The organism is Variovorax sp. CAN15, assembly GCF_030462475.1.
Taxonomy (GTDB): Bacteria; Pseudomonadota; Gammaproteobacteria; order Burkholderiales; family Burkholderiaceae_C; genus Variovorax.
Genome location: NZ_JASMRZ010000012.1, coordinates 16,966 through 37,257 on the forward strand (window position 1 = coordinate 16,966; position 20,292 = coordinate 37,257).

Genomic DNA, 20,292 nt, shown 5'->3' on the forward strand with positions numbered 1-20,292 from the left:
CTGCGCGCCGTTTCGCATCCTGCCATCCCCCTCTTTGACGAAAGACGCTGAACCGCCCATGTCCACATCCGCGACCCGCATCCGCAAGGCCGTATTCCCCGTTGCCGGCTTCGGTACCCGCTTCCTGCCGGCCACGAAGGCGCAACCCAAGGAAATGCTGCCGGTGGTCGACAAGCCGCTGATCCAGTACGCCGTCGAAGAGGCGTATGCAGCCGGCATCCGCGACATGATCTTCGTGACCGGCCGCAACAAGCGCGCCATCGAAGACCACTACGACACCGCCTACGAACTCGAGAGCCAGCTCGAGGCCAGCGGCAAGACCGCCCTGCTGAACATCGCCCGCTCGGTCATGCCCGACGACATGACCTGCTCGTATGTGCGCCAGCCGCGCATGCTGGGCCTGGGCCACGCGGTGCTGTGCGCCGAGCACCTGGTCGGCAACGAGCCTTTCGCCGTGCTGCTGGCGGACGACCTGATGGTCGGCCCCGACGGCGGCCAACCGGTGCTGGCGCAGATGACCGAAGCCTTCGGCCGCCTCGGCGGCTCGCTGCTCGCGGTGCAGGAAGTGCCGCTCGAACACGTCAAGCGCTACGGCATCGTGGCCGGCGACAAGGTCGAAGAAGGCCTGGTGAAGGTCAGCCGCATGGTCGAGAAGCCGAAGCCCGAAGAAGCGCCCTCGCGCCTCGGCGTGGCAGGCCGCTACATCCTCACGCCGGGCGTGTTCGACGAGATCCGCAACCAGCCCAAGGGCGCGGGCGGCGAGATCCAGCTCACCGACGGCATCGCGGCGCTGATGAAGAAGGAATCGGTGTATGCGTACTCGTACAAGGGCATCCGCTACGACTGCGGCAGCAAGGAAGGCTTCCTGCAGGCATCGGTGGAACTGGCGCTGGCGCACCCCGAAGTGGGCGCGGATTTCCGCGAGTACCTCAAGAGCCTGAAGCTGTAATCCACCGCTTCGAGCAGATGCACGAAGGGCCGCGACAGCGGCCCTTTTCTTTTTTGTCGTCGCTGCTGTACTTCAGCGGCGCTTCAGCACATGGATGAAGTCGGTGCCGACGGTCTCCTGCTCCATCAGCTCGTTGCCGGTCTGGCGCGCAAAGGCCTGGAAGTCGCGGATCGAGCCAGGGTCGGTCGACACCACCTTCAGCAGTTGGCCGCTCGCCATCTCGTTGAGCGACTTCTTCGCCTTGAGGATGGGCAGCGGGCAGTTCAGGCCGCGCGTGTCGAGTTCGCGATCAACTTGCATTGCCGGGCTCCGGGGGCAAGTTGAGGCCGCGGCGGCGCTCCTCATTCTCGGCGGCGGTGAAGAACACCGGTTCGTGGCCGCGCGTGCGCAGCCAGTCGGCCAGCGCATAGCCTGTGCCGGCGGGCCAGCACTTGAGATCGGGCAGGTCGTAGAGGCGGTAGTCGACAAGCTCGGGCGAGAGCTTCACCTCGCCGTCGGCCACCACGTGGTAGGCGATGATCACCTGGTTCATGCGCTGGAAGTCGTAGGCGCCGACGATCTTCGTGGCGCTCACGTCGAGGTTGGTTTCTTCCTTCACCTCGCGCGCGATGCCTTCCTCGGGCGTTTCGCCGGCTTCCATGAAGCCGGTGATGAGCGCGAACATCTTGCCGGGCCACGCCGCATTGCGCGCCAGCAGCACCTGTCCGCGGTACTCGACGATGGCGGCGAGCACGGGAGTCGGGTTGTTCCAGTGCGTGTGGCCGCAGTTGGTGCAGCGCAGGCGCTCCTTGGGGCCGCCGTCTTCCATCAGCGCGATCCACTCGAGCGGCGTGGCACAGACCTGGCAGAACTTGGGATGGGGCATGGGGTTCTCAGCCTTCTTGTTGTTGAGTAGTGGCCCCTTCCAGGAACACCGCAGAACCGGCTTTGCCGGGCTGCAGGTGTTGCCCCCGGAGGGGGTTGGCGAAGCGACACGAAGTGCGCATAGCCTGGGGGCGGGCCTTGTCAGGCGGGGAAGACGCCGGTGGAGAGATAACGGTCGCCGCGGTCGCAGACCACGAAGACGATGGTGGCGTTCTCCACCGTCTTCGACACTTCAAGCGCGGCCCACAGCGCGCCTGCGGCAGAGATGCCGCCKAAGATGCCTTCCTCGCGCGCGAGGCGGCGGCACATCTCTTCGGCATCGCTCTGGCTCACGCTGATTTCCTCGTCGACGCGGCTGGGATCGAAGATCTTCGGCAGGTACTCGGCGGGCCACTTGCGAATGCCCGGAATGCGCGAGCCTTCGGCCGGCTGCGCGCCGATGATGCGCACGGCCGGGTTCTTCTCTTTCAGGAAGCGCGAGACGCCGGTGATGGTGCCGGTGGTGCCCATGGCGCTCACGAAGTGCGTGACCTTGCCCTTGGTGTCGGCCCAGATCTCGGGGCCGGTGGTCTCGTAGTGGATGCGCGGGTTGTCGGGGTTGGCGAACTGGTCGAGCACGCGGCCCTTGCCCTGGGCCACCATCTGCTCGGCAAGATCGCGCGCGTATTCCATGCCGCCGCTCTTGGGCGTGAGCACCAGTTCGGCGCCGAAGGCCTTCATGGTCTGTGCGCGCTCCACGGAGAGGTCCTCCGGCATGATGAGCACCATGCGGTAGCCCTTGATGGCTGCGGCCATCGCAAGCGCGATGCCGGTGTTGCCGGAGGTGGCTTCGATGAGCGTGTCGCCGGGCTTGATTTCGCCGCGTTCCTCTGCGCGCCGAATCATCGAGAGGGCCGGCCTGTCCTTAACGGAACCGGCGGGATTGTTGCCTTCGAGCTTGCCGAGAATCACGTTGCCGCGCCTGGCGTTTTCTGCGGCATTGATGCGTTGCAGTGCGACCAGAGGGGTCTTGCCGATGGCGTCTTCGATCGTCGGGTAATTCATGCAGCCACTGTGCCATAATTTTGGGCTTCGTTCAGAACCCTGCCCGGGTGGTGAAATTGGTAGACGCAGGGGACTCAAAATCCCCCGCCGCAAGGCGTGCCGGTTCGATTCCGGCCCCGGGCACCAGCTTGGCTCTCCCCCAGGCTTCGCGCACTTCGTGTCGCTGCGCCAACCCCCTTCCGGGGGCGACACCGGTGGCCCGGCAGAACTTGGCTCTCCCCCAGGCTTCGCGCACTTCGTGTCGCTTCGCCAACCCCCTTCCGGGGGCGACACCGGTGGCCCGGCGGAGCCGGTTACACGGTGTCCCTGGAATAGGGCCCCTTCTCTCTTCCTTTTTATTTCAGCTCGGTCTCTTCGCGCAGGCCGGTGTGCACCGTCGGGTGCGCCAGGCGCACCCTTAGCTCGCGCTTCAGCCTTGTGTTGTCCAGCCGGCGCGATTCCCCCATGAAGCTCAGCAGTTGCAGCGGAAGCTGCCGCTCGGCCTCGCCTCGGGCTACTCGGGGCGGGCGGGGCATGCCGTAGAGGTCGGCGGCGAGGTCCATGTAGTCGCCCATGCGCAGTTCGGTGTCGTCCGCGGCGTGCACGACGCGCTGCGGCTTGCCGCGGTAGAGCGCGGCGATGCAGGCTCGGGCGAGGTCGTCGGCGTGGATGTGGCTGGTGTAGACGTCGTCCTCGCGCCGCAGCACGGGCGTGCCGCGCTGCAGGCGGGCGCGGGGGGTGCCGTTCTCGCGGTCGGGCGCGTAGATGCCGGGAATGCGCAGGATGCTGGCGCGCACGCCCGCGCTGCGGCCGAGCCAGCGCACGGCGCGTTCGGCATCGACGCGGCGGTGGGAGCGCGGGGTGTCGGGGCACACCGTGCGGGTTTCGTCGATGCGGGCGCCGCCGCAGTCGCCATAGACGCCGCTGGTGGAGCCGTAGACGAAAGCCGAAGGCACGGAGCGCAGCCGCAGGGCCCGCGCCAGCGTCGTGGTGCGCTGGTCGCGCCACCAGGCGGGGCCGCCGTCGCGCGCGGGGGGCGCCAGGTGCAGCACGCGGGTGGCGATGCCGGCGAGGCGGCGAAGGGTGGCCGGATCGTCCAGGTTGCCTACCAGGGGGCGTATTCCGGCCGCGCGCAGGGCTCCCACGCGGTCGGCCGATGAAGTGAGCGCCACCAGTTGCATGCGGCCGCGCAGGTCGCGCGCCACGCGCTGGCCGACATCGCCGCAACCGACGATCAGCAGGCGTTCTCGCCGGAACCGCGCTGGCAGCGCGCCGGAGGGGCTATTGATTGAAGGCAAAATCCTGTTCCCGTCTTCCCAATTCAGTTGCTGCTCCCCTGGCCGCAGGCGGCCCGGAAAGAGCATTACCCCTCGAAGAATACCGATGACTGCCACAGCGCCGCACGAAGCGGGCTTTTCCATCACCGTCGAGCCCAGCGGGCGCCATTTCGTGGTCCAGGGCGACGAAACCATCCTGGCCGCGGGCATCCGCCAGGGCATCGGCCTGCCCTACGGCTGCAAGGACGGCGCCTGCGGCTCCTGCAAGTGCAAGAAGCTCTCGGGCGAGGTCACCCTCGGCCCGCACCAGAGCAAGGCCCTGAGCGCCGAGGAGCAACTCGCCGGCTACGTGCTCACCTGCTGCGCCCATCCCACGAGCGACGTGGTGCTCGAATCTCGCCAGGTCACCGAGGCCGGCGCGCTGCCGATCCGCAAGATGCCGGTGCGGGTGATGGCCCTCACCCGCCAGTCGCACGACGTGATGCTGGTACGCCTGCAGCTGCCGGCCGGCGAACCGCTGCAGTTCCACGCCGGCCAGTACGTCGAATTCATCCTGCGCGACGGCGCGCGCCGCAGCTACTCGATGGCCAATGCGCCGCACACGCTGGCCCAGCCCGGCACGGGCATCGAGTTGCACCTGCGGCACCTGCCCGGCGGCAAGTTCACCGACCACGTGTTCGGCACGATGAAGGAAAAGGAGATCCTGCGCATCGAAGGCCCCTTCGGCAGCTTCTTCCTGCGCGAGGACTCCGACAAGCCGATGATCCTGCTGGCCTCCGGCACGGGCTTCGCGCCGATCAAGGCACTGCTGGAGCACATGCGGTTCAAGGGCATCGACCGGCCCGCCACGCTCTACTGGGGCGGCCGCCGCCCCGAGGACCTGTACATGGACGGCTGGCTGCGCGAGCAGATGGCACAGATGCCGAACCTTCGCTACGTGCCGGTGGTCTCCAACGCCACGCCCGAGGACAACTGGACCGGCCGCACCGGCTTCGTCCACCGGGCCGTGCTCGAAGACTTCGCCGACCTTTCCGGCCACCAGGTGTATGCCTGCGGCGCGCCCATCGTGGTCGACTCGGCCAAGCGCGACTACGTGGCGCTGGCGGGTCTGCCCGAGGAAGAATTCTTCGCCGACGCGTTCACCACGGAGGCGGACAAGGCCCTGCCCTGAGATCCATCCACCCTTGATCCCCGAAAACGACTGACCCAAGAACAAAATGAAGACGAGACACTTCCTCCTCTCCCTGATCGCAAGCACCACCGCCCTGCTGGGCACCGGCCAGGCCATGGCGCAGCAATCGCAGCGCCCCATCCGCCTAGTGGTTCCCTATGCGGCGGGCGGACCGATCGACAACACCGCGCGCATCCTGGCCGAACGCGTGAAGGACACGCTGGGTACGGTCATCATCGACAACAAGCCCGGCGCGGGCGGCAACATCGGCGCCGACGCGGTGGCGAAGGCGCCAGCCGATGGCCTGACGATCGGCATCGCCGCCACCGCCACCAACGCGGTGAACCCGTGGCTCTACAGCAAGATGCCATTCAACGCCGCGACCGACTTCGCGCCGATCACTCAGATGGTCCGCGTGCCCAACGTGCTGGTGATGAACGCCGACACGGCAAAGCGCCTGAACATCAACAGCGTGGCCGACCTGATCCGCTACGCCAAGGCCAACCCCGCCAAGCTGAACTACGGCAGCGGCGGCAACGGCAGCGCGGGGCACCTCGCGGGCGAGCTGTTCAAGAAGGAAGCGGGCATCTTCGCGCTGCACATTCCGTACAACGGCGGCAATCCGGCGCAACTGGCGCTGATCTCGGGCCAGGTCGACTTCAACTTCGACAACCTCGCCACCGCCGCGCCGAACATACGCTCGGGCAAGCTCAAGGCGCTCGCGGTGACGACGCTGCAGCGCAGCAGCTCGCTACCCGACGTGCCGCCCGTGGCCGACACGCTCAAGGGCTTCTCCATCGACACCTGGTGGGGCCTGGTCGCGCCGGCCGGGACGCCACACGACGTGGTCATGAAGCTCAACCAGGCCTTCGTGGCGGCACTGAACGCGCCGGAGACGAAGACGCGCTTCGCTTCGCTGCTGGCCGAGCCCGTGGGCAGCTCGCCCGAGCAGTTCGGTGCCTTCATGAAGAGCGAACTGGCCAAGTACGAGAAGGTCGTCAAGGCCACCGGAGCAAAGGTCGACTGACCCCCGGGGCTTCGCGCACTTCGTACCGCTGCGCCAACCCCCTTTGCAGGGGGCAACACCTGCGGCCCGGCAGAGCCGGTGCCGCGGTGTTACTGGAACGGATCGGGGAAAAGACGAGTCCGGAGAGCCGGCGGGCTGGGCTTATTCGCCCAGGTAGGCCGCGCGAACGCGCGGGTCGCTCAGCAGGCTCTTGGCATCGCCGCTCATGGTGATGAGCCCGGACTCCATCACGTAGCCGCGGTCGGCCAATTGCAGCGCGCGGTTGGCGTTCTGCTCCACCAGCAGGATGGTCACGCCCTGCGAGGCCACGGTCTGCACCACCTCGAAGATCTTGTCGCACATGATCGGCGACAGGCCCATGGTGGGCTCGTCCAGCAGCAGCACCTTGGGGCGCGCCATGAGCGCACGGCCCATGGCCAGCATCTGCTGTTCGCCGCCCGACATGGTGCCGGCCAGCTGGTCCTTGCGCTCGCGCAGGCGCGGGAAGGTGACGAACACGCGCTCCATGTCGCTCGCGATGGCTGCCTTGTCCTTGCGGATGTAGGCGCCGATCTGCAGGTTCTCGGTGATGGTCATGCGCGTGAACACGCCACGGCCTTCCGGCACCATCACGAGGCCCTCTTCCACCAGGTCCCACGCGCCGCGGCCCTTGATGCTGCGGCCCAGGAACTCGATGCTGCCGGCTCCGGCCGGCAGTGTGCCGGTGATGGCCTTCATCGTGGTGGTCTTGCCAGCCCCGTTGGAGCCGATCAGCGAGACCAGCTCGCCCTCGCGCACCTCGAAGTCCACGCCCTTGACGGCCTGGATGCCGCCGTAGCCGACCTTCAGGCCGCTGACTTTCAGCAGCGTCTTGCCGGCCGTCCTGGCTTGCGCGGTGCCGGCCGCGGTGTCTTGTTCGCTCATCGTTGCGGTCGTCATCTCAATGTCCTCCGGTGCCGAGGTAGGCCTCGATCACCTTCTCGTTCTTCTGCACGTCCATCGGGGTGCCCTCGGCGATCTGCTTGCCGTAGTCCAGCACGGTCACGCGGTCGCACAGGCCCATGATGAGCTTGACGTCGTGCTCGATGATCAGGATGGTGCGGTTGTCGCGGCGGATGCGGTCGATCAGCTCGCGCAGCGCCACCTTCTCGGTGGAGTTCATGCCGGCGGCCGGCTCGTCGAGCGCGATGAGCTGCGGGTCGGTGGCCAGCGCGCGAGCGATTTCCAGGCGGCGCTGGTCGCCGTACGACAGCGTGCGCGCCTTGTAGTCGGCGAACTTGCCGATGCCCACATAGTCGAGCAGTTCGTGCGCGCGGTCGGCGATGGCCTTCTCCTCGGCCTTGAAGCCGCCGGTGCGGAACATCGCACCGAGCACGCCTGAATGGGTGCGGATGTGGCGCCCGACCATCACGTTCTCGAGCGCCGTCATTTCGGCGAAGAGGCGGATGTTCTGGAAGGTGCGCGCGATGCCGGCCTTTGCCACTTCATGCACCGCCGTCGGCTGGTAGGGCTTGCCCGCGAGTTCGAACGTGCCGCTGTCGGGCGTGTACAGGCCGGTGATCACGTTGAAGAAGGTGGTCTTGCCGGCGCCGTTGGGGCCGATCAGTCCGTAGACCTGGCCGCGCTTGATGGTGATGCCCACGTCCGAGAGGGCCTGCAGCCCGCCGAAGCGCTTGGAGATGCCGCGAACGTCGAGGATGGTCTCTGTCGTCATGTTGATTCTTCCTCGGGCGTTCAGGGATTGATCGACATGGGACGGGAAGCCGCGCCCGGCAGTTCGTCTGCGGGCGTGTCGACGCCCGGCGCGTGGGTCTGCAGCGATCCGGGCGCCACGGCCGCATGGGCCGGGTCGACGGGCGCCACGCCCTTCTTGGCGAGCGTCTTGCCATGCTCGGGCGAGGGCCACAGGCCGCGCGGGCGCATCAGCATGATGACGATCATGGCCAGCGCGATGAACAGCTGGCGCAGGATGGAAGCATCGAGGCGGCCGTCGGTCAGCGATTGCAGCGGGCCGGCTACATAGCGCAGCACTTCGGGCAATGCCGCCAGCAGCACCGCGCCGAGGATGACGCCGGGCAGGTGCCCGATGCCGCCCAGCACCACCATGGCCACGATCATCACCGACTCCATCAGGCTGAAGGACTCGGGCGACACGAAGCCCTGGAAGGCCGCGAACATCGCGCCCGAGACGCCGCCGAAGCTGGCGCCCATGCCGAAGGCCAGCAGCTTCATGTTGCGGGTGTTGATGCCCATGGCCTTGGCGGCGATCTCGTCCTCGCGGATGGCCATCCATGCGCGGCCGATGCGCGAGAGCTGCAGGCGATGCGAGATGAGGATGGTGACCAGCACCAGCGCCAGGAACAGGTAGTAGTAGAGCGTGACCGAGGAGATGGTGAAGCCGTCGAACTTCAGCGGCTTGCCCAGGTCGAGCCCCCAGAACTTGATCGAGTCGATCGAGGTGATGCCCTTCGGACCGTTGGTGATGTTCACCGGCTGGTCGAGGTTGTTCAGGAACACGCGGATGATTTCACCGAAGCCGAGCGTGACGATGGCGAGGTAGTCGCCGCGCAGCTTCAGCGTGGGCGCGCCCAGCAGCACGCCGAGCACCGCCGCCAGCACGAAGGCCGCCGGTATCACGATCAGCAGCGAGGTGTGCATGCCGTTCGGGAACATCTGGGCGAACCACGGGAAGGTTTCGGTCAGATGCGATGAGCCCATCAATGCGAAGAGGTAGGCCCCCACCGCGAAGAAGGCGACGTAGCCCAGGTCGAGCAGGCCGGCATAGCCGACCACGATGTTCAGGCCCAGGGCCWGCAGCACGTAGAGCAGTGCGATGTCGGCGATGCGCACCCAGGCGTTGCCCTGCATCTGCAGCAGCAGCGGCAGCGCGAGCACGGCAATGGCGCCGATGAGGCAGAGAGCGAGGTTCTTGCTGTTCTTCATGATCGCAAGCTCCTCAGGCGCGGTCGGCCACGCGTTCGCCCAGCAGGCCGGACGGACGCAGCGTGAGCATGACGATCAGCACGATGAACGCGAAGATGTCGCTGTAGTTGCTGCCCAGCACACCGCCGGTGATCGTTCCGATGTAGCCGGAGCCGATGGCTTCGATGAGGCCGAGCAGGATGCCGCCGACCACCGCGCCGGCCAGGTTGCCGATGCCGCCGAACACGGCCGCGGTGAAGGCCTTGAGGCCGGGCAGGAAGCCCATCGCGTGCTGCGCGATGCCGTAGTTGGAGGCATACATCACGCCCGCGATGGCCGCGAGCACGGCGCCGATGATGAAGGTGGCCGAGATGACCATGTCGGGGCGGATGCCCATCAGCGCGGCGACGCGCGGATTCTCGGCGGTGGCGCGCATCGCGCGGCCGAGCTTGGTGTAGTTGACCAGCCACATGAGCACCACGAGCGAGAACGCCGTGACGCTGAGGATCATGACCTGGGTGGGCGAGATGACCGCGCCGCCGAGGTGGATCGGGTCGGAAGGCAGCAGCGTCGGATACGCCTTGTTGGTCGGCTTCCAGATGATCATCGCCAGCGTCTGCAGCAGGATCGACATGCCGATGGCGGTAATGAGCGGCGCGAGCTTGGGGCTGTTGCGCAGCGGCCGGTAGGCCACCTTCTCGATCACGAAGTTGAGGGTCGCCGCGACGACGCAGGCAATGATCAGCGCGATGAGGAGGATCAGCCAGCCCGGTGTGTTGGGCATGCCGTCCTTCATGAGCCCGATGATGGTCCAGCTCGTGAGAGCCCCCACCATCAGCACCTCGCCGTGCGCAAAGTTGATCAGATTGATGATGCCGTACACCATGGTATAGCCCAGGGCTATCAAGGCGTACATGCTGCCGAGAACCAGACCGTTGATGATCTGCTGCAGCAAAATGTCCATAACGCGATTTCCTATGTGTTGCACCGTTGGGGTGCCATTCACCCACCGGGACACCGGTTTGGCGCCCCTGGCTTGACAAGCAAAAAACCAGCCAACATGTGTCGCCGGCGGATTTGTGGGCGGGATTGTAGTCACGCGCCAGCGCCGATTCGGTGCGCGCGGACCGGGGTTTACCCGCTCACGTCATGCTGTATGCGCGTGGGGTCATGCACGCTTTGCGCGCATGCTGCAACAGGGTATAGACAGCCGTATCAGCCCTTGGCTTCGTCGTTGCGCCGGCGCAGGTCGCGCAGCTTTTCCGCGATGCGGATCTCGAGTCCACGCTCCACCGGTTCGTAGAAGACCTGGCCTTCCAGGCCGTCGGGAAGGTAGCGCTCGCCGGCGGCGAAACCGCCCTCCTCGTCGTGCGCATAGCGGTAGCCCTTGCCGTAGTCGAGCTGCTTCATGAGCTTGGTCGGCGCATTGCGCAGGTGCATGGGCACCGGGCGCGTGGTGTCGGTCTTCACGAGGGCGCGTACCGCGTTGTAGGCCTTGTAGACGGCGTTCGACTTGGGCGCGATCGCGAGGTAGACCACGCACTCGGCCAGCGCGAGTTCGCCCTCGGGGGTACCCAGCCGCTCATACACCTCGGCAGCGTCGAGCGCGAGGCGCAGCGCGCGCGGGTCGGCCAGGCCGATGTCTTCGCTGGCCATGCGCACCAGCCGGCGCGCCATGTAGCGTGGATCGGCGCCGCCGTCGAGCATGCGCACGAACCAGTAGAGCGCGGCATCGGGGTCGCTGCCGCGCACCGACTTGTGCAGCGCGCTGATGGTGTCGTAGAACTGCTCCCCGCCCTTGTCGTAGCGGCGCATGCGCTCGCCGAGCACGCGCAGCAGCCATTCGTCGGTGATGTGGTCGAGCTTCTCGGCGCGTGCCGCGACCGCCAGGGTTTCGAGCGTGTTGAGCAGCCTTCGGGCATCGCCGTCGGCATAGGCCACGAGGCGGTCGACCGCGGTGTCGTCGATGGCGGGCACCGCCTGTATCGCCTGCGCCCGCGCCACGATCTGCTTGAGGTTGCCCTCGTCGAGCGACTGCAGCACGTAGACGGCGGCACGCGACAGCAACGCGGAGTTGACCTCGAACGAGGGGTTCTCGGTGGTCGCGCCAATGAAGGTGAAGAGGCCCGACTCCACGTGCGGCAGGAAGGCATCCTGCTGGCTCTTGTTGAAGCGGTGCACCTCGTCGACGAAGACGATGGTGCGCTGCTGCGTCAGCCCGTCGCGCGCGGCGGTGGCGCGCTCGACCGCCTCGCGGATGTCCTTCACGCCGCCGAGCACCGCGCTGATGCTCAGGAACTGCGCATCGAAGGCATCGGCCATCAGGCGCGCGATGGTGGTCTTGCCCGTGCCAGGCGGCCCCCAGAGGATGCAGGAATGCGGCTGGCCCGATTCGAAGGCGATGCGCAGCGGCATGCCCGGGCCGAGCAGGTGCTGCTGGCCGATCACCTCGCCCAATGTCTTGGGACGCAGGCGCTCGGCGAGGGGCTGGTGGGCGGTGGAGGCCAATCCGGTGAGCTTGCTTGCTGCTTGCTTATTGCTTGACGACGTCCGCGCCGGCCGGCGGCTTGAAGTCGAACACGCTGGCCGGCAGCGAAGGATTCACTTCAACCTTGCTGAACTTGAGCACAGAGCGCTGGCCGAAGCTGTCGAGGATCTCGAGCGCCGCCAGTGCATCGCCCTGGAAGCCGACCTGCACGCTCTGCAGTTGGCCTTCCTTGTTCTTCGGCGTGGCCTTGACCCACTGCAGGCCGTCGCGGTCGGGCACGGACTCGAGGGTGAAATCGGCCTGCAGGGCCTTCAGGTCGGGTGCCGCGGCGATCAGCGCCGCGGGCGTGGAACCCAGCGCTTGCGCCTGCGCGCGCTGCGTGACCTGGTTCAGGTCAGCGTCGTAGAGCCAGAGCGTCCTGCCGTCGGCCACGATGCTCTGGGCAAAGGGCTTCTGGTAGTCGAACTTGAATTTGCCGGGACGCTGGAATTCGAAGGTGCCGGTCGAAGTCTTGGTGCGGCCCGGCTGCCCCTCGCGCGCGGGGGCGGTGACGGTCTGGGTGAAGTCGGCACGGCCGGACTTCACCGTCTTCACGAAGGTTTCGAGGCTGTCGAGCCCGCCTGCCCAGGCGTTGACGGAACTCAGCAGGCCGATCAGTAGCCAGTGACGCAATTTCAATTTGGATTCCTCTGAATGGCTGTGGCATCAGGCTTTCGACCCTACCCGTCGCGAATTGCGGCAGGTGTAGGTCTGGATGAAGATTTGCAATGCCGCTCGGCGCTTTTGCAAATTGCCTTTCAGCACGTAACCTGAATAGCAGCGGCTTCGCGACCGCTCACTCGGCCGCGCGCGCCGGCACCAGGATCTCGCGCTGACCGCTGCCGCTCATGGCACTGACGAGGCCGGCCTTCTCCATGTCCTCGACGAGGCGCGCGGCGCGGTTGTAGCCGATCTTCAGATGACGCTGCACCAGCGAGATGCTGGCCTTGCGGTTCTTGAGCACCACCTCGACCGCCTGGTCGTACATCGGGTCTTTCTCGCCGTCGCCACCGCCGCCGAGCAGGTCGCCCTCACCGTCGCCATCGACGGTGCCGCCTTCGAGCACGCCCTCGATGTAGTCGGGCTCGCCCTGGCTCTTGAGGTAGGCCACCACCCGGTGCACCTCGTCGTCACTCACGAAGGCGCCGTGCACGCGGATCGGCAGGCCGGTGCCGCTGGGCATGTAGAGCATGTCGCCCATGCCCAGCAGCGCCTCGGCGCCCATCTGGTCGAGGATGGTGCGGCTGTCGATCTTGCTCGACACCTGGAAGGCGATGCGAGTCGGGATGTTGGCCTTGATGAGGCCGGTGATCACGTCCACGCTTGGGCGCTGGGTGGCAAGGATCAGGTGGATGCCGGCCGCGCGCGCCTTCTGCGCGAGGCGGGCGATCAGCTCTTCGATCTTCTTGCCGACCACCATCATCAGGTCGGCCAGTTCGTCGATGACCACGACGATGTGCGGCTCGCGCTTGAGCGGCTCGGGGTCGTCGGGCGTGAGGCTGAAGGGGTTGTAGATGAACTCCTCACGCGCCTTGGCTTCGTCGATCTTGGTGTTGTAGCCGGCCAGGTTGCGCACGCCCAGCTTGCTCATGAGCTTGTAGCGGCGCTCCATCTCGGCCACGCACCAGTTCAGGCCGTGCGCGGCCTGGCGCATGTCGGTGACCACGGGCGCCAGCAGGTGCGGGATGCCTTCGTAGACCGACATCTCGAGCATCTTCGGGTCGATCATGAGCAGGCGCACGTCGCGCGCCTCGGCCTTGTAGAGCAGCGACAGGATCATCGCGTTGATACCCACCGACTTGCCCGAGCCGGTGGTACCGGCCACCAGCACGTGCGGCATCTTCGCGAGGTCGGCCACCACCGGGTTGCCGATGATGTCCTTGCCGAGGCCCATGGTGAGCATCGACTTGCCTTCGTTGTAGACCTGCGAGCCCAGGATTTCGCTGAGCTTGATCGACTGGCGCTTGGCGTTCGGCAGCTCCAGCGCCATGTAGTTCTTGCCCGGAATGGTCTCGACCACCCGGATAGACACCAGCGAGAGAGAGCGCGCCAGGTCCTTTGCGAGGTTGACGATCTGCGAACCCTTGACACCAGTGGCAGGCTCGATCTCGTAGCGCGTGATGACCGGGCCCGGCGAGGCCAGCACCACGCGCACCTCGACGCCGAAGTCTTTCAGTTTCTTCTCGATCATGCGCGAGGTCATCTCGAGCGTGTCGGCCGACACCGTTTCCTGGCGCGCCTGCGCGGCGTCGAGCAGGTCGACCTGCGGCAGCTTGCTATCGGGCAGTTCGTTGAAAAGCGGCTTCTGGCGCTCCTTGACGACGCGGTCGCTGCGAGGCACCTCGGTCATCGCGGGTTCGATCTGCACAGGCGGAGATGAGGGACGGCGCTTGGGGCGCGGGTCGACGGGGATTTCGTCGCCAGCACCATTGCCACCTGCAAAACCACCGGACGCCGGCGACAGCGAAGGCTCGGAGCGGCCGGAATCGATGTCGCCACGCGAGTAGGCGGACTCGTCAGCCTCCGCGCGCTCGCGGGCGGCCTGCTTGCCCATGGCGATGTCGGCAGCCAATTCACGCTTCTCGCGGCGCGACTCGAAAAGCGAATAGAAGCGGGCGCCGATGCGTTCGGCGATCAGGCTCCAGGAGAAGCGGAACACCAGCGCGGAGCCGATCACGCCGCCGGCGATGGCGACCAGCGCGGAACCGGTGAATCCCATCCAGCGCACGCTGGCCGGCCCAACCAAATATCCCAGCGCACCACCGCCGGAGCCCGGCAGGTGGGCTTCCAGCCGGTACAGGCGCGACCATTCGAGCACGGTGCTCGCGCAAAGCAGCAGGATCAGGCCGAGCCAGAAGGCAAGGCGGCTGCGGTTGAAACGCCCGCGCGGCGCAGGCTGCTCGGAAGACGCAGGCTCGCCGCCACGCAGCCAACTGGCCAGCGAGGAGAGCCATGCCCGCAGCCCGGCGAAAAGGCACCACCAGACGGAGTAGCCGGCGGCGTAGTAGCTGCCGTCAGCGAGCCAGGCGCCGATGCGGCCGCCCCAGTTCTTGATTTCGCCCCCGGTGCCCGATGTGGACCAGGCGGCGTCGGAGGGCGTGAAGCTCAGCATCGAGAGCAGCCAGAACAGCAGCGCTGCGAATCCTGCGATCAGCGTGATCTCGTGGGCGAAGCGCATGGCGCGCACGCGCACCGGTTGCCCTTCGGCGGCAGAAGAAGATTGAAGCGTATTCAGCGAATAGGTCATGAAAAACACGGCTCCCGGCCTCGGGAAACAGGGGCCGGATGCACGAACACTACAACAAAAGGCCGGGGCCGCCGGTAACGGCGACCCCGGCCCTGGAGGCTCAGGCCAGCGACAGGAGCCGTTCCTTGACGATCATCGATCCGTCTTCCTGCGTCTGGACGAAACCGCGCTCTTCGAGATCCTTCATCACGCGGCTCACCATTTCGCGCGAGGCGCCGACCATCTTGGCCAGGTCCTGGCGGGAGATCTTGTCGCGCACCTTGAGGTTGCCTGCGCCGTCCTCGATGGCGAACTCGAGCAGCGAGCGGGCCACGCGCCCGTAGACGTCCATCAGCGCAAGCGACTCGATCTTGCGGTCGGCATGGCGCAGGCGCTGCACGAGGCCGCGCATGATGTTGTAGGCCATGGAGGAGTTCTCGGGCAGGCAACGCGCGAAGGCATCGCGGCCCAGCATGAGCACGTCGCACTGGATCTCGGTGCGCACGGTGGCTGAATGCGGCTCGTCGTCGATCAGGCTCATCTCGCCCAGGTAGTCGCCGGGGTGCAGCGTGGCGAGGATGACCTCGCGCCCGCGGCTGTCGGCGCTGGTGACGCGCGCCCGCCCCGTCAGAATGATGTAGAGCGCATCGGACTTCTTGCCCTGCTCCACGACGACTTCCGCGCGCTTGAAGCGCTTCTTGATGATCGCGTCCGCGATGCTGGCGGACTGCGTGGCCGTCAACGACGCGAACAATGGAACGCGCCGAAGCAATTCGAGGTTGGACAGCATCGACATTTATCAATCCCTGAGACAGCGGGCGGAGCAATCCAGAAAGCAGCAAGCCGATGGATTACTACAATCGCGCGCATTGAAAACACCGTTTACCCGGTGTTGAACCGGGCAGTGATACTCCATATATATCGCTACCACCCTGAAAATGTACACGCTGAAGCAGCGTCCATCCTAGGTTTTCTACTCATGTCCGCTCCCCAACACGCCAAGGTTTTGATTCTGGGCTCAGGCCCCGCCGGCTATACCGCCGCCGTCTATGCAGCACGCGCAAATCTGCAGCCCCTGCTCATCACCGGCATCGCCCAGGGCGGGCAGTTGATGACCACAACCGAGGTCGACAACTGGCCGGCCGACGTCCACGGCGTGCAAGGCCCCGACCTCATGCAGCGCTTCCTCGAGCATGCGGAACGTTTCAAGACGCAGATCGTGTTCGACCACATCAACAAGGTCGACCTGAGCAAGCGCCCCTTCACCCTCACCGGCGACAGCGGCACCTACACCTGCGACTCGCTGATCATCGCCACCGGCGCTTCCGCGAAGTACCTGGGCCTCGACTCCGAGCAGAAGTTCATGGGCCGCGGCGTTTCCGCATGCGCGACCTGCGACGGCTTCTTCTACCGCGAGCAGGAGGTCTGTGTGATCGGCGGCGGCAACACGGCTGTCGAGGAGGCGCTTTACCTCGCCAACATCGCGAACAAGGTCACCCTGGTGCACCGCCGCGACAAGTTCCGCGCCGAGCCGATCCTGATCGACAAGGTCAAGGAGAAGGTCGCCGAGGGCAAGATCGTGCTGAAGCTGCACAACGAGCTCGACCAGGTGCTGGGCGACGACACGGGCGTGACGGGCATCCGAATCAAGAACACGCAGACCGGCGCCACCGAGCAGATCGACCTCAAGGGCTGCTTCATCGCCATCGGGCATCACCCCAACACCGACATCTTCCAGGGCCAGCTGGAGATGAAGGACAACTACATCCTGACCCGCTCCGGGCTGCAGGGCTTCGCGACGATGACCAGCATTCCGGGCGTTTTCGCCGCTGGCGACGTGCAGGACAACGTCTACCGCCAGGCCATCACCAGCGCCGGCACCGGTTGCATGGCCGCACTCGACGCACAACGCTTCCTGGAGCAGGACGGCACGCTGTAACCGGCGGGCGCTCAAAAGGGCTATAATCCGAGGCTTTGCCGAAACAGGACCCTCTTCCGGGTCGCGGCGAAGCCGGGGTACCGCCACCCGTTTTCTGGCGAGGTCAAGCTGCAAAACACCTGCGATCGCCCTGATCGCACCGGTGCCAGCTGTTCAAGAAAGAGTGTCCTCATGGCACGCGTATGCGACGTAACGGGCAAGGGCCCGATGGTCGGAAACAACGTTTCCCACGCCAACAACAAAACCAAGCGCCGGTTCCTGCCGAACCTGCAATACCGCCGTTTCTGGGTCGAGACCGAAAACCGCTGGGTTCGCCTGCGTGTTTCTAGCGCTGCGCTGCGCCTGATCGACAAGAACGGTATCGATTCCGTGCTCGCAGACCTGCGCGCACGCGGCCAAGCCTAAGGAGCTGAATCATGGCAACGAGCAAAGGCGGACGCGAAAAGATCAAGCTGGAATCCACTGCGGGTACCGGCCACTTCTACACGACCAGCAAGAACAAGAAGACGATGCCTGAAAAGATGTCGATCATGAAGTTCGACCCCAAGGCGCGCAAGCACGTCGAATACAAGGAAATCAAGCTGAAGTAATTCGGCCCGGTTTCTCCAAATAAAAAACCCGCTGCAAACACAGCGGGTTTTTTATTGCCCGTCTATTTCGTTTCACGTTCTTGTCGAGCATTTGGCATCCATGCGGAAAACGACGGGCATAAAAAAGCCGGCCCTCAGGCCGGCTTTCATTCAGGGACAAGCCCTTTTTTAGCGTCAGGCGCGGGCAGCGCGCAGACGGGTCGAGAAGTCGCGCAAGCCAGCAATACCGCTGGCTTCCGCACGATGGCACCAAGCCGCCAGATCGGCCGCCAGTTGCTCGCGCGACTGCGAGGTGTTGAGCCACAGCTGGCGCAACTCTTCGCGCATCGTGACCATCTTGTCGAGCACCGGATGCGCGGCACGGGCCTGCACCACGTGCGAGCGGGCCGAGGCAGGCACCTTGTCGTCGTCGCGATGCAGCCAGCGCTTGGCAGCCTTGAGCACGGACAGGTCTGCACCCTTGGTCTTCAGCGTCTCCAGCTCCTGGCTGGTGGCACGCCGCATTTCGCGCGCATAACCTGCCATGACTTCGTAGCGGTTGGCGATGACGGCCTCGAGCGTCTTCTCGTTGGCCACGGGCTGGATGTCGCCCATCAGCATCTTCGGCGGCACCTTCTTGACCTTGGCCCAGCCCAGCTTCTGCAGCGCCTGGATGTAGATCCAGCCGATGTCGAACTCGTACTTCTTGACCGAGAACTTGGCCGAGGTCGGGTACGTGTGGTGGTTGTTGTGCAACTCTTCGCCGCCGATGATCAGCCCCCAGGGCATGATGTTGCGGCTGGCATCGGGCGCCTCGAAGTTGCGATAGCCCCAGTAGTGGCCGATGCCGTTGATCACACCGGCGGCGGTGATCGGGATCCAGAGCATCTGCACAGCCCACACGGCCATGCCGAGCGTGCCGAACAGCGCCAGGTTCAGAACCAGCATCAGGCCGACGCCCTGCCAGCTGTAGCGCGAATACAGGTTGCGCTCGATCCAGTCATCGGGCGTGCCGTGACCGTAGCGCTCCATCGTTTCCTTGTTCTTCGATTCGGCGCGATACAGCTCGGCGCCGCGCCAGAGCACTTCTTCGATGCCCTTGACCTGCGGGCTGTGCGGGTCGTCCTGGGTTTCGCACTTGGCGTGGTGCTTGCGGTGGATCGCGACCCACTCCTTCGTCACCATGCCGGTGCCGATCCAGAGCCAGAAGCGGAAGAAATGCGACGGGATCGGGCCCAGATCCATGGCCCGGTGCGTTTGCGTGCGGTGCAGGAAGATCGTGACCGCGGCAATCGTGATGTGCGTGGTGGCGAGCGTGTACAGCACGACTTGCCACCATGCGAGGTCCCACAGGCCGTGTCCGAGCCATTGGATGGCCGCATTCAGAACGGCGGAGTCAGGAAGCAACATTGAGTCAGGTACTCCATCATGGCCGCACGAAGGTGCGGTCTTCAGATAACCCCCGATTTTAAGGTCCGAGGGCCTAAAACAACCCCTTTAAACCTTCACGAAAATCGCAGATTAACCCTAGTTTGGAGTCCGTCCTCTATTTCCGGTTCCAGGCCGCGGCAAAGAAACCGTCGGTCGAATGGAGGTGCGGCCACAGCCGCAGGTAGCGCCTGGCGCCCTCCCCGCCGGAGCACAGCGCCTCGAAACCCTCGACCTTGAGCCCCTGCAGCAATTCCGCCACATCCACAGGCACGAAGTCGGGATTGGCGGCGCTGAAAGCCTCGGCGATCGCCTCGTTTTCCTCCGGCAGCACGCTGCAGGTGGCGTAAACCAGACGCCCGCCCGACTTCACCAGCCGCGCGGCGCTCTGCAGGATGGCCGTCTGCTTGACCGTCAATTCCTCCACCGACTTGGGCGACTGCCGCCATTTCAGATCCGGATTGCGCCGCAGCGTACCCAGCCCCGAACAGGGCGCGTCGACCAGCACGCGGTCGATCTTGCCCGCGAGGCGCTTGATCCGGTCGTCGCGCTCGTGGGCGATGGCGGCCGGATGCACGTTCGACAGCTTGCTGCGCGCCAGACGCGGCTTGAGCGCGTCCAGCCGATGCGCCGAGGTGTCGAAGGCGTAGAGCCGGCCGGTGTTGCGCATCGTCGCGCCGATGGCCAGCGTCTTGCCGCCGGCGCCGGCGCAGAAATCGACCACCATCTCGCCACGCTTGGCATCCAGCAGCAGAGCCAGCAGCTGCGAGCCCTCGTCCTGCACCTCGATGGCGCCGCGGGCAAAGGCATCCAGCTTGGTCAGCGCAGGCTTGCCGTCGATGCGCAGGCCCCAGGGCGAAAACGGCGTCGCTTCCGATTTGATAGCAGCCAGCGCAAGCTCCGCCTTAACATCCGCGCGCTTGTCGGTCAGCGCATTGACGCGCAGATCGAGCGGCGCGGGCTGCTGCAGGGCCTCGACCAGCGGCCAGAAGCCGTTGCCGAGCTGCGCCTTCAGCGGCGCCACCAGCCACTCGGGGAGGTTGTGGCGATGGCGCTCCAGCAGGTCGTCGGGCTTCACGGCGTCACAGTTGTCGAGCCAGCGCTTCTCGGTGTCGTTGAGCGCGCTTTTCAGGAAATCGCGAGGGCCATGGAAGCCCAGGATCGCCATGCGGCGCTCCTTCGAGCCGCTGCCGGAGGGCGAGAGGTGGTCGAAAAGCAGCTTCTTGCGAAGCACGGTGTAGACGGTTTCGGCAAGCGTCGCGCGCTCGCGCGGGCCGAACTCGCGGTGGTCGCGGAAGAACCGCGACACGACCTGGTCGGCAGGATGATCGAACTTCAGGACGAGGCCGACCAGATCGGCGGTCGCCTCCAACAGGGCTTTGGGATGCATC

20 protein-coding genes and 1 tRNA gene are annotated in these 20,292 nt (G+C 65.7%); 7 read left to right on the forward strand and 14 right to left on the reverse strand.

Translation table 11 applies throughout. The features are described from left to right. Positions 1 to 58 precede the first annotated feature (58 nt). Positions 59 to 949 carry a UTP--glucose-1-phosphate uridylyltransferase GalU gene (galU, locus tag QMO14_RS11250; RefSeq protein ID WP_301507157.1) on the forward strand — a complete coding sequence of 297 codons (891 nt, stop codon included), beginning with the start codon at positions 59 to 61 and terminating at the stop codon, positions 947 to 949. Between the two features lie 72 nt (positions 950 to 1,021). Here galU and QMO14_RS11255 read toward each other — a convergent pair whose 3' ends face one another. From QMO14_RS11255 to cysM, 3 genes are all read right to left on the reverse strand, one after another. Then, the gene (locus tag QMO14_RS11255; RefSeq protein WP_093205394.1) at positions 1,022 to 1,249 is read right to left on the reverse strand and encodes a sulfurtransferase TusA family protein; all 228 of its coding nucleotides are present in this window, start codon (positions 1,247 to 1,249) and stop codon (positions 1,022 to 1,024) included. After that, positions 1,239 to 1,814: an NUDIX domain-containing protein gene (locus QMO14_RS11260; RefSeq protein WP_301507167.1), complete on the reverse strand. Its 576-nt coding sequence runs from the start codon at positions 1,812 to 1,814 to the stop codon at positions 1,239 to 1,241. The genes QMO14_RS11255 and QMO14_RS11260 overlap by 11 nt, the downstream gene beginning before the upstream one ends. A 140-nt stretch (positions 1,815 to 1,954) precedes the next feature. Beyond that, positions 1,955 to 2,857, reverse strand: a complete 903-nt coding sequence (cysM, locus tag QMO14_RS11265) for a cysteine synthase CysM (RefSeq protein WP_301507169.1) — start codon at positions 2,855 to 2,857, stop codon at positions 1,955 to 1,957. Between the two features lie 41 nt (positions 2,858 to 2,898). Between cysM and QMO14_RS11270 the strand changes: the two genes are divergently transcribed. Further along, positions 2,899 to 2,983: transfer RNA gene (locus QMO14_RS11270), tRNA-Leu, on the forward strand. A gap of 209 nt (positions 2,984 to 3,192) precedes the next feature. On the opposite strand, the gene QMO14_RS11275 is transcribed toward QMO14_RS11270, so the two are convergent. After that, positions 3,193 to 4,134 carry an NAD-dependent epimerase/dehydratase family protein gene (locus tag QMO14_RS11275; protein WP_301507171.1) on the reverse strand — a complete coding sequence of 314 codons (942 nt, stop codon included), beginning with the start codon at positions 4,132 to 4,134 and terminating at the stop codon, positions 3,193 to 3,195. A gap of 85 nt (positions 4,135 to 4,219) precedes the next feature. Between QMO14_RS11275 and QMO14_RS11280 the strand changes: the two genes are divergently transcribed. Beyond that, complete coding sequence (locus tag QMO14_RS11280) at positions 4,220 to 5,284, forward strand: CDP-6-deoxy-delta-3,4-glucoseen reductase (RefSeq protein ID WP_301507173.1); 1,065 nt, start codon at positions 4,220 to 4,222, stop codon at positions 5,282 to 5,284. A 46-nt stretch (positions 5,285 to 5,330) separates the two neighbouring features. After that, entirely contained in the window at positions 5,331 to 6,311 is a 981-nt protein-coding gene (locus QMO14_RS11285; RefSeq protein ID WP_301507175.1) for a tripartite tricarboxylate transporter substrate binding protein, read from the forward strand. A gap of 141 nt (positions 6,312 to 6,452) precedes the next feature. Here QMO14_RS11285 and QMO14_RS11290 read toward each other — a convergent pair whose 3' ends face one another. The 8 genes from QMO14_RS11290 to QMO14_RS11325 form a co-directional block, all read right to left on the reverse strand. After that, positions 6,453 to 7,214: an ABC transporter ATP-binding protein gene (locus tag QMO14_RS11290; RefSeq protein ID WP_301507390.1), complete on the reverse strand. Its 762-nt coding sequence runs from the start codon at positions 7,212 to 7,214 to the stop codon at positions 6,453 to 6,455. A 16-nt stretch (positions 7,215 to 7,230) separates the two neighbouring features. After that, a complete protein-coding gene (locus QMO14_RS11295) occupies positions 7,231 to 8,004 on the reverse strand; it encodes an ABC transporter ATP-binding protein (protein WP_301507177.1) in 774 nt (257 codons plus the stop codon). Positions 8,005 to 8,024: 20 nt separating this feature from the next. Continuing rightward, entirely contained in the window at positions 8,025 to 9,233 is a 1,209-nt protein-coding gene (locus tag QMO14_RS11300; protein ID WP_301507179.1) for a branched-chain amino acid ABC transporter permease, read from the reverse strand. 13 nt (positions 9,234 to 9,246) lie between these two features. Beyond that, the gene (locus tag QMO14_RS11305) at positions 9,247 to 10,176 is read right to left on the reverse strand and encodes a branched-chain amino acid ABC transporter permease (RefSeq protein WP_301507180.1); all 930 of its coding nucleotides are present in this window, start codon (positions 10,174 to 10,176) and stop codon (positions 9,247 to 9,249) included. A 251-nt stretch (positions 10,177 to 10,427) separates the two neighbouring features. Then, positions 10,428 to 11,720 (reverse strand): replication-associated recombination protein A, encoded by a 1,293-nt coding sequence (locus QMO14_RS11310; RefSeq protein WP_301507182.1) that lies wholly within the window; start codon positions 11,718 to 11,720, stop codon positions 10,428 to 10,430. A 25-nt stretch (positions 11,721 to 11,745) separates the two neighbouring features. Then, positions 11,746 to 12,378, reverse strand: coding sequence for an outer membrane lipoprotein chaperone LolA (gene lolA / locus QMO14_RS11315; RefSeq protein WP_301507184.1), 633 nt, complete (start codon positions 12,376 to 12,378; stop codon positions 11,746 to 11,748). 157 nt (positions 12,379 to 12,535) lie between these two features. Continuing rightward, positions 12,536 to 14,986, reverse strand: a complete 2,451-nt coding sequence (locus tag QMO14_RS11320) for a DNA translocase FtsK (RefSeq protein WP_301507186.1) — start codon at positions 14,984 to 14,986, stop codon at positions 12,536 to 12,538. 100 nt (positions 14,987 to 15,086) lie between these two features. Beyond that, the gene (locus QMO14_RS11325) at positions 15,087 to 15,761 is read right to left on the reverse strand and encodes a Crp/Fnr family transcriptional regulator (protein WP_093123707.1); all 675 of its coding nucleotides are present in this window, start codon (positions 15,759 to 15,761) and stop codon (positions 15,087 to 15,089) included. Positions 15,762 to 15,944: 183 nt separating this feature from the next. Between QMO14_RS11325 and trxB the strand changes: the two genes are divergently transcribed. The 3 genes from trxB to rpmG all read left to right on the forward strand — a co-directional run bounded on the left by trxB (position 15,945) and on the right by rpmG (position 17,494). After that, the gene (gene trxB / locus QMO14_RS11330) at positions 15,945 to 16,904 is read left to right on the forward strand and encodes a thioredoxin-disulfide reductase (protein ID WP_301507192.1); all 960 of its coding nucleotides are present in this window, start codon (positions 15,945 to 15,947) and stop codon (positions 16,902 to 16,904) included. 171 nt (positions 16,905 to 17,075) lie between these two features. After that, the gene (gene rpmB, locus QMO14_RS11335; RefSeq protein ID WP_081265743.1) at positions 17,076 to 17,309 is read left to right on the forward strand and encodes a 50S ribosomal protein L28; all 234 of its coding nucleotides are present in this window, start codon (positions 17,076 to 17,078) and stop codon (positions 17,307 to 17,309) included. Positions 17,310 to 17,320: 11 nt separating this feature from the next. Further along, positions 17,321 to 17,494, forward strand: a complete 174-nt coding sequence (gene rpmG, locus QMO14_RS11340; protein ID WP_007830291.1) for a 50S ribosomal protein L33 — start codon at positions 17,321 to 17,323, stop codon at positions 17,492 to 17,494. Positions 17,495 to 17,668: 174 nt separating this feature from the next. On the opposite strand, the gene QMO14_RS11345 is transcribed toward rpmG, so the two are convergent. Together QMO14_RS11345 and QMO14_RS11350 are read right to left on the reverse strand one after the other, a co-directional pair. Then, a complete protein-coding gene (locus QMO14_RS11345) occupies positions 17,669 to 18,883 on the reverse strand; it encodes a fatty acid desaturase (RefSeq protein WP_301507236.1) in 1,215 nt (404 codons plus the stop codon). A gap of 136 nt (positions 18,884 to 19,019) precedes the next feature. Beyond that, entirely contained in the window at positions 19,020 to 20,291 is a 1,272-nt protein-coding gene (locus tag QMO14_RS11350; RefSeq protein WP_301507238.1) for an RsmB/NOP family class I SAM-dependent RNA methyltransferase, read from the reverse strand. Between the last annotated feature and the right edge of the window lies 1 nt (position 20,292).